Annotated in this window: 14 protein-coding genes; 6 read left to right on the forward strand and 8 right to left on the reverse strand. The window is 55.0% G+C overall.

The features are described from left to right. Positions 1-45 precede the first annotated feature (45 nt). A complete protein-coding gene (gene prlC, locus DS878_RS01630) occupies positions 46-2,091 on the reverse strand; it encodes an oligopeptidase A (RefSeq protein ID WP_113814185.1) in 2,046 nt (681 codons plus the stop codon). A 223-nt stretch (positions 2,092-2,314) separates the two neighbouring features. Here prlC and DS878_RS01635 point away from each other — a divergent pair, with 223 nt between their 5' ends. Continuing rightward, a complete protein-coding gene (locus tag DS878_RS01635; RefSeq protein WP_113814309.1) occupies positions 2,315-2,854 on the forward strand; it encodes a gamma carbonic anhydrase family protein in 540 nt (179 codons plus the stop codon). A gap of 168 nt (positions 2,855-3,022) precedes the next feature. After that, a complete protein-coding gene (locus DS878_RS01640; RefSeq protein ID WP_113814186.1) occupies positions 3,023-3,472 on the forward strand; it encodes an Hsp20/alpha crystallin family protein in 450 nt (149 codons plus the stop codon). A 92-nt stretch (positions 3,473-3,564) separates the two neighbouring features. On the opposite strand, the gene DS878_RS01645 is transcribed toward DS878_RS01640, so the two are convergent. The 7 genes from DS878_RS01645 to DS878_RS01675 form a co-directional block, all read right to left on the reverse strand. Next, positions 3,565-4,398 carry a flagellar motor protein MotB gene (locus DS878_RS01645; RefSeq protein ID WP_113814187.1) on the reverse strand — a complete coding sequence of 278 codons (834 nt, stop codon included), beginning with the start codon at positions 4,396-4,398 and terminating at the stop codon, positions 3,565-3,567. A gap of 4 nt (positions 4,399-4,402) precedes the next feature. Beyond that, entirely contained in the window at positions 4,403-5,176 is a 774-nt protein-coding gene (locus DS878_RS01650; RefSeq protein ID WP_113814188.1) for a MotA/TolQ/ExbB proton channel family protein, read from the reverse strand. A gap of 51 nt (positions 5,177-5,227) precedes the next feature. Continuing rightward, positions 5,228-6,055, reverse strand: a complete 828-nt coding sequence (aroE, locus tag DS878_RS01655; protein WP_113814189.1) for a shikimate dehydrogenase — start codon at positions 6,053-6,055, stop codon at positions 5,228-5,230. 3 nt (positions 6,056-6,058) lie between these two features. Further along, entirely contained in the window at positions 6,059-6,997 is a 939-nt protein-coding gene (hemF, locus tag DS878_RS01660) for an oxygen-dependent coproporphyrinogen oxidase (protein ID WP_113814190.1), read from the reverse strand. A gap of 8 nt (positions 6,998-7,005) precedes the next feature. Further along, the gene (locus DS878_RS01665) at positions 7,006-7,578 is read right to left on the reverse strand and encodes an L-threonylcarbamoyladenylate synthase (protein WP_113814191.1); all 573 of its coding nucleotides are present in this window, start codon (positions 7,576-7,578) and stop codon (positions 7,006-7,008) included. A gap of 44 nt (positions 7,579-7,622) precedes the next feature. Then, complete coding sequence (dprA, locus tag DS878_RS01670) at positions 7,623-8,777, reverse strand: DNA-processing protein DprA (RefSeq protein ID WP_113814192.1); 1,155 nt, start codon at positions 8,775-8,777, stop codon at positions 7,623-7,625. Positions 8,778-8,844: 67 nt separating this feature from the next. Then, positions 8,845-9,864: a LysM peptidoglycan-binding domain-containing protein gene (locus DS878_RS01675; protein WP_113814193.1), complete on the reverse strand. Its 1,020-nt coding sequence runs from the start codon at positions 9,862-9,864 to the stop codon at positions 8,845-8,847. Between the two features lie 420 nt (positions 9,865-10,284). Between DS878_RS01675 and def the strand changes: the two genes are divergently transcribed. The 4 genes from def (at position 10,285) to trkA (ending at position 14,496) form a co-directional block, all read left to right on the forward strand. Beyond that, positions 10,285-10,788 carry a peptide deformylase gene (gene def / locus DS878_RS01680; RefSeq protein WP_113814194.1) on the forward strand — a complete coding sequence of 168 codons (504 nt, stop codon included), beginning with the start codon at positions 10,285-10,287 and terminating at the stop codon, positions 10,786-10,788. 95 nt (positions 10,789-10,883) lie between these two features. After that, on the forward strand, positions 10,884-11,819 hold the full coding sequence (gene fmt / locus DS878_RS01685) for a methionyl-tRNA formyltransferase (protein ID WP_113814195.1): 936 nt from the start codon (positions 10,884-10,886) through the stop codon (positions 11,817-11,819). A gap of 2 nt (positions 11,820-11,821) precedes the next feature. Next, positions 11,822-13,123, forward strand: a complete 1,302-nt coding sequence (rsmB, locus tag DS878_RS01690; protein ID WP_113814196.1) for a 16S rRNA (cytosine(967)-C(5))-methyltransferase RsmB — start codon at positions 11,822-11,824, stop codon at positions 13,121-13,123. Further along, on the forward strand, positions 13,120-14,496 hold the full coding sequence (gene trkA / locus DS878_RS01695) for a Trk system potassium transporter TrkA (protein ID WP_113814197.1): 1,377 nt from the start codon (positions 13,120-13,122) through the stop codon (positions 14,494-14,496). Before rsmB ends, trkA begins: the two co-directional genes overlap by 4 nt. Positions 14,497-14,555 lie beyond the last annotated feature (59 nt).

Here is a 14,555-nt window from a genome sequence, read left to right on the forward strand (position 1 = left end):
CACATAAGTCTCCGGCGGCCGTATCGACCGCCAGAGTGGATTGGATCAGGCTGCTTCGTTTGTGATGCCGGTCTGTTTCAGCAGAGCATCCACCTGAGGCTCACGGCCACGGAACGCCTTGAACAGTTCCATGGGCTCCTGTGATCCGCCTTTTTCCAGAATGTTTTGCAGGAAGGCGCGCCCGGTTTCCGGGTCGAAGATGCCCTTTTCCTCAAACATCGAGAAAGCGTCCGCAGCCAGAACTTCCGCCCATTTATAGCTGTAATAACCCGCAGCATAGCCGCCGGCGAAAATGTGTGAAAATGCATTCGGGAAGCGGTTAAATTCCGGGGCTTCCACAACCGCAATGGTTTCACGCACCTTGTGATGCATTTCCAGCGGATTGGTGGGAGCCTCTTCGGTGAATTCTGCGTGCAGACGGAAGTCAAACAGAGAGAATTCCAACTGCCGCACCATGGCCATACCAGACTGGAAATTTTTCGCCGCCAGCAGTTTCTGCAGCATGTCTTCTGGTAAGGGCTCCCCGGTTTCATAGTGGCTGGCAATCAAAGCCAGGGACTCAGGATTCCAGCACCAGTTTTCCAGGAACTGGCTCGGCAGCTCTACCGCATCCCAGGCCACGCCATTGATACCGGAAACGTCTATCACGTCGACCTGAGTCAGCATGTGATGCAGCCCGTGGCCGAATTCATGAAACAGGGTCGTTACTTCATCATGGGTAAGCAGTGATGGCTTGCCATTCACAGGTGCCGTGAAGTTGCAGGTGAGAAATGCCACCGGCAACTGCAGTTGCCCGCGCAAATTGCGCCAGCGTACACGGCAATCTGCCATCCAGGCACCACCACGTTTGCCCTGACGGGCAAACAGGTCAAGGTAGAACCAGGCGATCGGCTCACCCTTACGGCTAATGCAGTAGGCGGTGGCATCTTCGTGCCAGGTTTCCACGTCTGGTCTGGCTTCAATCTGTATGTCAAAAAGCTTCTCCGCAACCCTGAACAAGCCCGGCACTACTTTGTCTGCCGGAAACCAGGGGCGCAGGGTTTCGGGTGAGATGTCATAGCGCTTCTGACGCAGTTTTTCACTGTAGTAGCCCACGTCCCAGGCACTCATATCGTCGAGACCGTGTTCGTCTTTGGCGAATGCTTTGAGCTCTGCAAACTCCTTCTCGGCAATCGGTCTGGATTTCGCTGCCAGCTCAGTAAGAAAACCCAGAACCTCTTCCGTATCTCTGGCCATTTTGGTGGCCAGCGAGCGCTCGGCATAGTTATTGAAACCCAGAAGCCTGGCCAGAGCATGGCGGCGCTTGAGAATTTCGGCCATCACCTGGGTGTTGTCCCAGGTTCCGGCATCCGGCCCCATGTCTGACGCACGGGTCACAAAGGCTTCGTATACTTCACGACGAAGCTCCCGGTTGTCGCAATATGTCATGACCGGAAAGAAGCTGGGAAAATCGAGGGTGATCACGTAGCCATCCAGCTCTTTCTGGCTGGCGGCCTGCCTGGCACCTTCGATGGCAGATTCCGGTATACCAGCCAGCTCTTCTACATTCGTGATGTGCTTGAACCAATGCTGGGTGGCGTCCAGAACGTTATCGCTGAAGCGGTTGGACAATTCGGCCAGCTCCCTGGACAGGGCCGCGTACTGTTTTTTCTGGTCTTCAGGCAGATCAACGCCGCCAAGGTGGAAGTCCCTCAGGGTGTTATCCACGGCTTTGCGCTGGGCTTCACTCAGTTCGCTGAAATCCTCCCGGGCAGCGAGCTTCTTGTAGGCTTCACACAAGGCACTGTTCTGGCTGATTTCTGTGCTGTATTCGGTGAGCTTTTCCAGGCAGTTTTTGTAGACCCCGCGCAGTTCATCGTTGTTCATGACACTGTTGAGGTGCGAAATGACAGACCAGGCGTTGCTGAGCCGGTTATCGAGAGCCTGCATGGGCTGAACCAGTGTGTCCCAGTCAGGATCTTCGTTTTGGGCCAGGCTGGCGATTTTTACACGGTTTTCGCTGAGAATCTGGTCAATAGCCGTTTCCATATGCTCTGTACGCACATGATCGAACTTTGGCAGCAAATCATCAGTCAGTAACGGGTTATTCATGGATCCCCTTCTCAGCAATGAGTTGGTAAAGTAGCGTGACACTATAAACGCTGTACTGTCAGCTCCCGGGAACGGAGTCCGGAGGAAGGGGCTTTCCAAAACCGTGCGGAGCCATGGATGGCGGAGCCGAGCCTACATGGACGTATTTACGGCGTGTTTTGGAAAGCCCCTTCCTCCGGACGACCCAGGTCCGGGAAACAATTTCATCTATCGAGTATATGTAATGACGAATGTACGTTCTCACAAGGGTACCACGCCAGATTTCGGGAAGCGCACTCTGGTGGATGCAAGTGCTGTCGTGATCGGTGATGTTAAAACCGGTGACGACTGCTCTATCTGGCCTATGACTGTGGTGCGAGGCGATATGCACAAGATCCGAATCGGCAGCCGTTGCAGTATCCAGGATGGCTCTGTACTTCATATTACCCACGCCAGCGATTTTAACCCCGGAGGTCACCCTCTCACCCTCGGAGACGATGTAACCGTGGGGCACAAAGCTCTGTTGCATGGCTGCACCATTGGTAACCGTGTGCTGGTGGGTATGGGTTGTATCATTATGGATGGCGCCGTGGTCGAAGATGAGGTCATTGTTGCCGCAGGCTGCCTGGTACCACCGGGGAAAACCCTTGAGTCCGGCCATCTGTACGTCGGCTCACCATGCAAGAAAGCCCGGCCTTTGACCGAAAATGAGCGCTCGTTTTTCACATACACAGCGGCCAACTACGTGAAACTCAAGGATCAATACCTGGCTGAAAGGTGTTAGTACAACCCGCAATTATCGGGGCTTGAAAAGTAACTTGCTGCACATACATTCGGTATGTAGCGACTGTTCACGGATACCCGGCCGTGTGAGTCCCGGGTTCGTCGCAGTTCCGGGAACAGCGCTGGTTTTGTTCAAATTCGTTTGTATAGATAAAAGGGGGTAGTACCTATGAACAATCTTACCCGCTGGAACCCGATCAATGAGCTTGAAGATTTGATGGGGCGTTATAATCGGATACTTGGCACAGCACGCACCGGCAGCGACGGCAAAGACCTCTTCAGTCGCAGTGACTGGGCCCCGGCCGTCGACATCAAGGAAACGGACGAGGCCTTCACGATTGAGGCAGAACTGCCTGGCATGGACAAAAAAGACGTGAAGGTAACCGTCCACGACGGCGTACTCTCCATTGAGGGGGAACGTAAGCACGAAGAGGAGTCCAAGGATAAAAAGCTGCACCGCATTGAACGTTACTATGGCAGCTTCATGCGGCGCTTCACACTGCCGGAAAATGTGGACGAAAACAGTGTGAAAGCCAGTTTTAAGGATGGTTTACTGACTCTGACCCTGCAGAAGGCAGAGCCGAAAGAGCCTAAAGCCATCCAGGTAGACGTCGAGTAACACTCTTCACTCTTGCCTGAGTATCGCTGTAGCCGGGAATCAGGTCCGGCTACAGCGGTTTCCCAAACAGCTCATATTCGTCATTTCCGTGCTCAGGGCAGGATTTCTATCGGCAAATCGCTGGTTGAAATAGATTCATCACACTCGGGATCGCGAATGGCAATTTCTACCCTGCGATTCAATGCGCGGTTTTCAGCCGTATCATTCGGAGCAAGAGGATTGGTTTCTGCCCGGCCAGCGGCAACTACCCGTTCAGCAGGCACCTGCTGGCTCATGACAAGCTCATGTACTACGGATACAGCGCGGGCAGCGGAGAGGTCCCAGTTTGAGCGATAACGGCTGCTGGAGATAGGCCTGTCATCTGTGTAACCGGAAACCAGAACATCACCGGTACAGCCAGCCAGCACGCCGACTACGCGTTCAATGATGGGGATCATCTCGGGCTTGATAGCCGCCTCTCCGGAACGGAAGGTGGCCTCCTCAGAGAACCGGATAACCACTTTGTTTTTATCGTAATTGACGTTCAACGCCCCTGACGCCACTTCACTTTCCAGTTCACCAATCATTCTGCTGGCCAGGTCTATAACACCTTTGGAAATAACGGTGGTTTCAGATTGTGGTGCACGCTCATCAATGAATTCAGGCTCTGGGGTCTGTGATTCGGTGGGCTCTGGCAGAGAAACAGTGTCTGACTCCACCAGGGTAATCGGAGAACCGCCGATATCATCAGCCAGAACATTCGCGGAACCAAATGCAACGGACATGGAGTTCGCCATAGCTTTGTATTTTTCTATATCCATTTCCGCGAAGGATAACAACAGAATAAAAAACGTGAGCAGCAGCGTTGCAAGATCGGCAAAGGTAACGATCCACGCAGGTGTCTGGTTTTTCTGCCGGGGTTTGCCGGCTTTCCGGATCGTTTGCAAAACCTCAGGCCTCCCGCTCCGGCGCCAGCCCTCTGCGCTGATCCGGTGTTACAAACGAGGACAGCATCTCAGTCATTACTCTCGGGTTTTCCCCGCGCATGATGTTGCGCATGGATGTGATGATCAGCACCTGATTACGGCTTTCATCTTCCGCCTTGAGCTGAAGCTTGTCCGCCAGGGGCAGAGCAATCAACTGGGCAATGAAAGCGCCATAAAGTGTGGTCAGAAGGGCAACAGCCATGGCCGGACCAATGGACGAGGGATCATCCAGTGAGTTAAGCATCTGTACAAGACCGACGAGGGTGCCCAACATGCCAATAGCCGGTGCAGATTCTCCAATACCCCGGAACACCCGTTCAGCCACCTCATAACGCTCTGCCGTTTGCTGAGACTCCTGAGCCAGGGCTTCCTCTACCAGTTCTGGCGGGTGGCCATCCACACACAGGTTGATGGCTTTCTGAAGAAATTCATTGCTGGTCCGGTGGTTCTCCAGTCCCAGAATACCCTCCTTGCGCACAACCAGGGCCAGCGCCCCTGCTTCGCGGATCAACTCCGCAGGCCGGTCGACCTTATCGGTGAACGCTGCGCTCATTGCGAGGCGAAAGGCACTCATCACCGAGGGCATACGAAATTTTATAAGCGTTACGGCAAAGGTACCACCGATAACAATGGCCAGGCCCGGCAGGTTGAGAAAGGTCAGAAGCGAGGCATTTGCCAGCATTGCCAGAACAACAATCAGAATACCGGCGACAAGCCCTACGAGGGTAAGAATATCCATGTATAGCCCTTACGGATTAGTCTCTGAAAGTGGCCCGGAAGGGACACGTTTTCATTCATTACGAAGCGCCTCGATTACAGGCGCAGTTTCCGGTAGCACTCCCCGCCATAGACGGAAGGATTCTGCTGCCTGCTCAACCAACATGCCCAAACCATCAAATACCCGGATGGCTCCGTTATCCAGTGCCCATTGGTTAAATGTGGTGGTCTGCAAAGAATACATCATGTCATAGACAACTGTGTCAGCTGCGATCACATCCGCACCAAGGGGAGGCAGGTCTCCCTGCAGACTTGCGCTGGTACCGTTAATAATGACATCGAACGGCTGATCCGGCTCTTTAAATCCGCAGGCTCTCAGAGTTGTTGTGCCGGCCTCATCAGCAAACAGCTTGACCAGCGTCCCGGCTTTCGCAACCGTACGGTTTGCCAGGGTCAGGCTGACAGGTTGTTGTTCAAGCAAAGGGCCCAGAACGCCTCGCACAGCGCCACCTGCACCCAGAACCAGTACCCTGGCATCTTTGAGCCTGACACCGTGGTTATCCACAAGATCACGTACCAGGCCCTGGCCATCAGTATTGTCAGCAACCAGCTGGCCAGCCTCGTTCTGATACAAGGTATTGGCTGCTCCGGCTTTTTCAGCCCTGGCGGCCCGGCATTCCGCCAACGCCCATGCCTGCTCCTTGAAGGGAACCGTCACGTTCAGCCCCTTTCCTCCAGCCTCAAAGAACCGGCGGACCGCCGCCGCGAAACCATCGAGAGGCACCTGAATCGCAGTGTACTCCACGGGCTCTCCCGTCTGGCCCGCGAACAAACTGTGGATTCTCGGTGACTTGCTGTGGCTTATCGGGTTACCCATCACCGCATATAGCTCATTACTCATGCCTTACCCCTCCTGATGCTCGTCACCGGCCAACCAGTCACGCCCGGTGAGAAAGTACTCCGTCAAACGAGCTTCTTCACTGCCAGCTTCCGGCACCCGGCTATAATCCCAGCGCACCAGTGGGGGCAACGACATAAGGATGGATTCTGTGCGGCCGCCAGACTGCAGGCCAAACAAAGTGCCACGATCGTACACCAGGTTGAACTCGACATAGCGCCCGCGCCGGAAGAGCTGAAAATCCCGCTCACGCTCACCGTAAGCATATTCCATACGGCGGCGGACAATGGGCTCGTAAGCCTCGATGTAGCTGTCACCAACAGATTTCATCAGCCCGAAATCCTGCTCGAAATCACCGGTGTTGTGATCGTCGAAGAAAAGCCCGCCAACACCCCGTGGCTCATCCCGGTGCCGCAGGTAAAAATAGTCATCACACCAATCTTTGTAGCGGCGATAGACGTCCTTACCGAAAGGCTCACAGGCCGCCCTGGCTGTTTTATGCCAATGTATGCAGTCCTCATCAAAACCATAATAGGGTGTCAGGTCATAGCCACCACCAAACCAGTAAACAGGCTCGGCGTCTTTCGGGGTTGCAATAAAAAACCGGACATTGGCGTGAGAAGTGGGCACATAGGGGTTGTTCGGGTGGATCACCAGCGAAACTCCCATGGCCTGCCAGGGGGCACCTGCCAGATGGGGGCGGTGCGCCGTGGCAGACGCTGGCATTGTATCTCCCATTACGTGGGAGAAATTCACACCACCTTTTTCAAAAACGCGGCCTTCGCTGATTACACGGCTTATACCGCCGCCACCTTCGGGACGATCCCAGGCATCACGAACAAACTTTTTATCCTTGCCTTCCAGCGCTTCAAGACGCAGGCAGATGGCCTCCTGAAGGCCAAGCAGATACTGTTTAACCGCATTGCTATCCGGTTGCTGAGGCATGAATTCTCCTAACGAAGCTGTTTACCGCTGACAATATCAATAATACAACTGGGCTTCCGGTTTCCACCAAGAGCGCCGGGCACAATCCAGTCAAGCTGGCCATTATAGTATTGGCGAACCTGAAGGGCGCTATGTGCAGGCTGTCGTCCGGCTGGGTTGCAGGAAGTAGATACCAAAGGCATATCGGCGCGTTCACACAAGGCTTTAACCACCGGGTGCTCACTGACTCTGACTGCGATTGAGCTGTGGCTGCCGCGCACCCACTCCGGAACCTGTTTATTCACGTCCGGTAACAGGCAGGTAACCGGGCCAGGCCAATGACTTCGGGCCTGTAGCTGAAGTACTTCGGGCAGCGGATCCAGCAGAAAGCGAACCTGCTCCACCGAAGCAGCCACCAGAATCATGCCTTTTTCAATCGACCGGTTCTTGAGTTCAAGAATACGTGCGACAGCCTGCTGGTTCCAGGGATCGCACCCCAGACCCCAGACCGCCTCTGTCGGGTATGCGATCACGCCACCTTGCAGGATCGTCCTGCGGGCGCAATGTAACTGCCACTCATTGATGGGCTTGGGCGCTGCCATGTTGATGTTGTCAGACCAGAAACAGATGAATCATCACACAGCGCTCAGGCGATTTTCTGATACCCTCCGGGCGCGGAACTCACCAGCCCTTCAAGCTCGAGAAGCAGAAGAGACTGAACAAGCTGATCAGCCGGAAGGCCAGTTGCTGAACACAATGCATCAGTTGACTGGGGATCATACCCTAATGCCTCAAACACCGCGATTTCCCGGTCGTCCAGAGCATCCAGCGGGCTGGGCGGATGGCAAGCGTCTTCGGGTAGTGTAGCGTGCCGCACTGACCTGATCTCACCCACGGGGGAAGACCAGGAAGCGCCCAGCTCTTCTATAATATCATCCACCTGATCCACCAGCCTGGCGCCCTGCTTGATCAAATGGTGGCAGCCTCGCGCCACCGGGCTGTGAATGGACCCGGGAATTGCAAAAACCTCGCGCCCCTGTTCCAGGGCCATGCGGGCGGTGATGAGAGACCCACTTTTCAGACCCGCTTCGACCACCAGTATGCCCCGGCTCAGACCGCTGATAATTCGGTTACGCTGGGGAAAGTGGGCCGCTCTTGCCGGTGTTCCCGGTGGATACTCAGATACCATCAAACCGTTCCCGATAACCCGTTCCCCAAGGTGTCGATGCTGGTTCGGATATATGCGATCAAGCCCACAACCAATAACCGCGATTGTCGAGTGCCCGGCATCCAGTGCTCCGGCATGGGCTGCGCCATCAACTCCCAGGGCCAGGCCGCTGATCACCAACAGGTTCCGGTTACTCAGTTCCGCCGCAAAGCGCCGGGCGTGATCCAACCCTGCCGGCGTAGCATTGCGGCTGCCGATAATACCTATCTGTTCGCGGCCCAACAGGCTGGGGTCACCCCGGGTGTACAACACCAGAGGAGCATCATGGATGTGCTTCAGGGCTTCCGGGTAATCAGGGTGGTGCCAACTGACTATGCCAATGCCATGACGCTCACAATTCAGCAACGTCTGCCGTACTGCGTTGACAGCCTTGTGGGTTTCATCCTGTTGCTGCCAAGCCATGATGGCCGCTACCGTTTCAGCAGACAGACCATATGCCCGGAGCGTCGCGGAGTTTTTCGTGAGAAGGTCGGTCAGATCGGGGATTGTTGCAAGCATGGCCCGCCGGCTGGCACGACCAAACCTGGGTAAACAGGTAAGAAACAACCACTTGGAGGAAGGGGAGGAAAACACGACATCATCCTTGGAAACAGCAAAGCCGGGCCATCCTGGCCCGGCTTTTGATTTACCGGCTATGAAATCAGGGGTTGGTAACCTTGTCACCCACTGACAGAGCACGGGTCGCGTGCAGAATCAGCCCGTAGCTCATTTTTTCATATACCTGGAAGACCATCAGCAAACCCGCCCGTTCGGAGGGTAGTTCAACGGTTTCATTGGTAACCGGGTCGCGTACAAGATTCCCGCTTTTGAGAATAGCCATCACATTGCCAGCTTCGAGCCCTTCACGGCTACCCCGGTTAATGGCAACCACATTGTATTGACCAATCTGGGTAACACCGCCATCAACGGAGATCATTTTACCTTCAACCTGCCGGGCAGGTGAACTCGGCACAAAACTGGTCGTCAGGCGACGGTCTTCACTAACCAGCAAACGGTCGCCGACGCGTACCTCTTCGCTGGAGCGGGTGAGGTCTACTGTCAGAACATCACCGTTTTCTGCAGCTACATCACCCCGGGCGATACTGCGTGCCTCCAGGCCAAGGAACTCTCCGGTATCCGGGTCGACAAATTCCGTACTGCGGCGGAACACACCTACCTTATCCGCAGGTTTTTCACCTCGGGCATAAACCCGGTCACCGGCTCCGGTAACGAGACGACCCTCTGCACCTTCAAGTACATAAGGCGCTCCGCTGAGCTCTTCGGGGCTTACAATACGGGTATCCGTCAGGAAGCTGCTGATAGCATCCAGCGGAATAGCAGGGATGGGTGTATCAATCCGTTCCGAACGTACCTTCGGCGAGAGTTTTACAACACCATTGTTGGACGCCACCTTGGTAATACGGGGCTTACCATCGATATACACCAAGGCAAGACGATCGCCCGGGTATATCAGGTGAGGGTTCGCAACCTGTGGGTTAACGTGCCAGATTTCGGGCCAATACCATGGGTTACTCAAAAATCGCCCTGAAATATCCCAAAGGGTATCACCCTTCACAACAGTGTAACGCTCAGGATGATCAGACCGCAGTTCTGGTGCAGCTTGAGCCCAGGAGGTTAATAGCAGCGTAGTGGCCGCCAGAGCGTACAGCAGTTTCCTCATTGTCTAAGTCCTTGATCGCGTGCCTTGAATCTGTGAGTTCCGGTAAGGATGCAGCCAGTTGTCTGCAGCTTATTCCGTTGTTATGCCAGTTACTATAGAAGAAGTCTCGCAAATTGTGATGTTATCTTTTGTTCTTCCAGTAAATTCTATGCCATTTACAAAAGATTTTAACTATTGCCTGATCAGTTTGTACTCAATCGGCGAATTGTTGGATAATGTACAGGCAGAGTCGTGACGCTGCATATATTAATGTGAAAGGAACAATTTGCGCAGTACGCTGTCGCATTTCAGAGATCGTTTTCACACAGTTACAAAAGACAACGTAAAAAGCCAGGCAACGCCATCAGTAATGCATTTGCCATTAAAGAATGCCAGCGAGCAATTCTGACATTTGTCATACAGGCCAAAAGTACGAGCACTATGATACTAGAAATACTCGAATATCCGGATCCCCGTCTGCGCACCATCGCCAAGCCGGTAGATAAACTGACAGACGCAGATCTCAAGCTCATCGACGACATGTTCGAGACCATGTACGATGCGCCCGGCATTGGTCTGGCGGCCACACAGGTGGACGTCCACAAACAGATCATCGTTATGGATCTGTCCGAGGACAAAAGCGAACCAAGGGTTTTCATCAACCCGCAGGTGGAAGTGCTGGATGGTGATCGTGAAGCCATGCAGGAAGGGTGTCTTTCAGTTCCGGGCTTTTATGAAGACGTCGAGCGCGTAGAGCATTGCATCGTCCGCGCCATGGATCGAGACGGCAAGCCGTTTGAACTGGAAGCCCGCGGCCTTCTGGCGGTCTGTATCCAGCATGAGATGGATCACCTTAACGGCAAGCTGTTTGTAGATTACCTGAGCAACCTCAAGCGTACCCGCATTCGCAAGAAGCTGGAAAAGCTTCACAAGCAAAGTGCGTGAATATTGACTGAAAGGCGCATGAGGATTTTGTAGAAAGTATCGGACCGGGCCCTGGCCCGGTCTTTTCGTATTCAACGAAACAGAGACCCAACACTGTGCGACTCGTTTTTGCCGGCACGCCGGATTTCGCAGCAAGCGCTCTGAAAGCGCTACTGGGCACCCACCATACCGTGGTGGGGGTATACTCCCAGCCCGACCGGCCCGCTGGTCGTGGCCGCAAACTCCAACCCAGCCCGGTCAAACAGGTTGCGCTGGATAACGGGATACCGGTCTTTCAGCCTGAAAGCCTGAAATCTCCGGAAGCGCAGCAGAAACTGGCCAGCCTCCGTCCGGATGTGATGATCGTTGCTGCCTACGGGCTGATTCTTCCGGAACCGGTACTGAAAATCCCCACCCACGGCTGCCTCAACATTCACGCATCTCTTTTGCCCCGCTGGCGTGGTGCAGCGCCTATTCAGCGTGCCATTGCAGCGGGTGACAAGGAAACCGGCATCACCATCATGCAGATGGACAAAGGCCTGGATACAGGTGCCATGTTGCTGAAATCCCGGACGGCTATTGAAGCCTCCGATACAGGCGGCAGTCTACACGATCGCCTTGCCGAACTGGGTGGTGATGCCATTGTTGAAGCGTTGAACCGGCTGGAAAACAATGAACTTGCTGGTGAAATCCAGAATGACGAGGACGCCTGCTACGCCCACAAGCTGTCTAAAGAAGAAGGTCACATTGACTGGTCGCAGGATGCTTTGACCATAGAACGCCTGGTGCGTGCCTTTAACCCCTGGCCTGGTACTTACACAGACCTGGAAGAACAGCGCCTGCGGATTCACGAGGCCCGGGCGACGGAAGAGCAAAGCCAGAAACCGGCAGGCACAGTGATACGAAGGGAGCGGGAAGGTATTGATATTGCCTGCGGCACCGGTACTCTGCGTATCACCCGGCTACAGCTGCCGGGATCCCGCGCCCAGAGTGTTAACGACCTGATTAACGGCGGCAAGCAACTGTTGTTACCCGGACAGGAGTTACGCTGAGCATGGACAGCTACGATCTGCCTATGCGAGCAATTGCTGCCAGCGTGTTGTTAGCGGTGGAGAACGGCGAGTCTTTATCCCAGTGCCTGCCGCCAGCTTTGCAGCGCCTTGCTCCCGGTGAGCGGCCGACACTTCAGGCACTCTGCTACGGCACCTGCCGCTGGTTTCACCGCCTGGACGGTGAACTGGAAACCCGGCTGAAAAAGCCACTGAAGAAACCCGATCGCATCGTTCACCATCTGATGCTTGTCGCGCTGTTCCAGCTCCGCTTCAGCCAGCAGGCGACCTATGCCATTCTCAACGAATCCGTAGAGGCCTGCCGCGCTCTCGACAAACCCCATCTTACCGGCCTCGTGAATGGGGTTTTGCGTTCTGCCGAGCGTGAAGGTGCGCCAGAGCCGCAAACCGATGCCTGCCGTTTCAGCCATCCCGTCTGGATGGTGGAAAAGCTTCGCCATAACTGGCCCGACGACTGGCAACAGATTCTGGAAGCAAACAACGCCCAGGCTCCGATGACACTGAGGGTGAATGCTCTTCGCTTTGGCCGCGACGAATATCTCTCGCTGCTGAAGCAGGCAGAAATTGAAGCAACAGCAACCCGCTTTGCACCTCACGGCATCCAGCTCAGCAGGCCCATACAGGTTGATCAGTTACCCTGGTTTGCCGATGGGGCAGTGAGCGTTCAGGACGAAGCTGCGCAGCTATGCACAACCCTGCTGGATCTGGCGCCCGGGCAACGGGTTCTGGACGCCTGCGCGGCTCCCGGCGGAAAAACCTGCGCCATCCTTGAAAGCCAGGCCGAACTGGCGGAAGTTGTTGCCATCGATGAATCGGCCATGCGCCTGCCCAGAGTCCAGGAAAACCTGGACCGGCTGGATCTGCAAGCCACTTTGCTAGAGGCAGATGCCGCTGACATTGAGCACTGGTGGGACGGAAAGCCTTTTGACCGGATTCTGCTCGACGTACCCTGCAGCGCCAGCGGTGTAATCCGCCGCCATCCGGACATCAAACTGTTGCGACGGGAAACCGACATTGTACCTTTGGCAGCCATACAGCTCGGCCTTCTTGCAGCTATGTGGTCCGTACTCAGACCGGGTGGTCGCCTGGTCTATGCGACCTGTTCGGTGTTCCCCCAGGAAAACCACCGTATAATTCAGCGGTTCCTCAAACAACAAAGCACCGCGGTGCTTGTTGAGCCAGAGGTCCTGTGGGGGCGGAATATGGGTGCGGGGCGACAACTTCTCCCCGATCAAACCAGCCATGACGGCTTTTTCTATGCCGTACTGGAGAAACCTGAATCATGAAGATCCTGATCCTCGGTGCCGGCCAGGTGGGCGGCACGCTGGCTGAAAACCTCGCCAGCGAAGCCAACGATATAACGGTCATCGACACCGACGCGGCACGGCTCCGTGAACTGCAGGATCGCCTCGACATTCGCACAGTTCAGGGCATGGCCTCCTATCCGACAGTGCTTAGCCAGGCTAACGCAGAAGACGCCGACATGCTGATTGCGGTGACCAACAGCGACGAAACCAACATGGTCGCCTGCCAGATCGCAAACATATTGTACAACACGCCCACGAAAATCAGCCGCGTACGGGCCAGTGCCTACCTCTCCAACAACAAGCTGTTCGGGAAAGAAGGCGGCTTCCCCATTGACGTCATGATCAGCCCGGAACATCTGGTTACCCGCCACATTACCCGGCTGATTGAGTACCCTGGCGCTCTGCAGGTGCTGGAGTTCTCCAAGGGGCTGGTCCGGCTGGTTGCTATCCGGGCGACGGAAGGTGGCCCGCTGGTAGGTCGTGAACTGTCCTACCTGCGCACCCACATGCCCAAGGTCGAAACCCGGGTCGCCGCCATTTTCCGCAAAGACCGGGCCATCATGCCCCGCGGCGATACCATACTTGAAGACGGCGACGAGGTGTTTTTCATCGCCGGTACCGATCACATTCGTTCGGTTATGAGCGAGCTGCAACCACTGGTCAAAAACTACAAACGCATTTTTATCTGCGGCGGCGGCAATATCGGCCAGCGCCTGGCCCATACCCTCGAAAACCGTTTTCAGGTGAAACTACTTGAGCGCAATCACGAGCGCTGCGTGCTGCTCTCGGAAAACCTCCGCAAGACGGTTGTACTTGAAGGCAATGCTGCGGACAAAGACATTCTGCTGGAAGAAAACATCGAAAGTACCGATGTGTTCTGCGCGGTCACCAACGACGACGAAGCCAATATCATGGCATCGCTGCTGGCCAAGCGCCTTGGTGCCCGCAAGGTGTTCACCCTGATCAACAACCCCGACTATGTAGATCTGATCCAGGGTGGCGAGATTGATGTGGCTATCTCACCCCAGCAGACCACCATAGGCAGTTTGCTTACTCATGTGCGCCGGGGTGATGTGGTAAATGTTCACTCACTGCGCAGAGGGGCAGCCGAAGCCATAGAGGCCATCGCCCACGGAGATCACAAATCATCCAAGGTTATTGGCCGCAGGCTGGACGAAATAAATCTGCCCCAGGGCGCAACTATTGGCGCAATTGTACGCCACAACGAGGTACTGATTGCCCATGATCACCTGCGGGTGCAGCCTGATGACCATGTCATCCTGTTCCTGGTGGACAAGTCCCGCGTAAGAGAAGTTGAAAAACTCTTCGCGGTAGGGCTGACGTTCTTCTAGTTCAAAATCAAGAGCATGAAGACGACTTAGAAATACCGCATTGGCGAGCGTATAATGCG

Source organism: Marinobacter sp. F3R11, from assembly GCF_003318275.1.
Lineage (GTDB): Bacteria > Pseudomonadota > Gammaproteobacteria > Pseudomonadales > Oleiphilaceae > Marinobacter.

Excerpts from the sequence above, each read along its gene's own strand:
- prlC (WP_113814185.1), bottom strand. The coding sequence starts at position 2,091 with ATGAATAACCCGTTACTGACTGATGATTTGCTGCCAAAGTTCGATCAT.
- DS878_RS01635 (WP_113814309.1), top strand. The coding sequence starts at position 2,315 with ATGACGAATGTACGTTCTCACAAGGGTACCACGCCAGATTTCGGGAAG.
- DS878_RS01640 (WP_113814186.1), top strand. The coding sequence starts at position 3,023 with ATGAACAATCTTACCCGCTGGAACCCGATCAATGAGCTTGAAGATTTG.
- DS878_RS01650 (WP_113814188.1), bottom strand. The coding sequence starts at position 5,176 with ATGGATATTCTTACCCTCGTAGGGCTTGTCGCCGGTATTCTGATTGTT.
- aroE (WP_113814189.1), bottom strand. The coding sequence starts at position 6,055 with ATGAGTAATGAGCTATATGCGGTGATGGGTAACCCGATAAGCCACAGC.
- hemF (WP_113814190.1), bottom strand. The coding sequence starts at position 6,997 with ATGCCTCAGCAACCGGATAGCAATGCGGTTAAACAGTATCTGCTTGGC.
- DS878_RS01665 (WP_113814191.1), bottom strand. The coding sequence starts at position 7,578 with ATGGCAGCGCCCAAGCCCATCAATGAGTGGCAGTTACATTGCGCCCGC.
- DS878_RS01675 (WP_113814193.1), bottom strand. The coding sequence starts at position 9,864 with ATGAGGAAACTGCTGTACGCTCTGGCGGCCACTACGCTGCTATTAACC.
- def (WP_113814194.1), top strand. The coding sequence starts at position 10,285 with ATGATACTAGAAATACTCGAATATCCGGATCCCCGTCTGCGCACCATC.
- rsmB (WP_113814196.1), top strand. The coding sequence starts at position 11,822 with ATGGACAGCTACGATCTGCCTATGCGAGCAATTGCTGCCAGCGTGTTG.
- trkA (WP_113814197.1), top strand. The coding sequence starts at position 13,120 with ATGAAGATCCTGATCCTCGGTGCCGGCCAGGTGGGCGGCACGCTGGCT.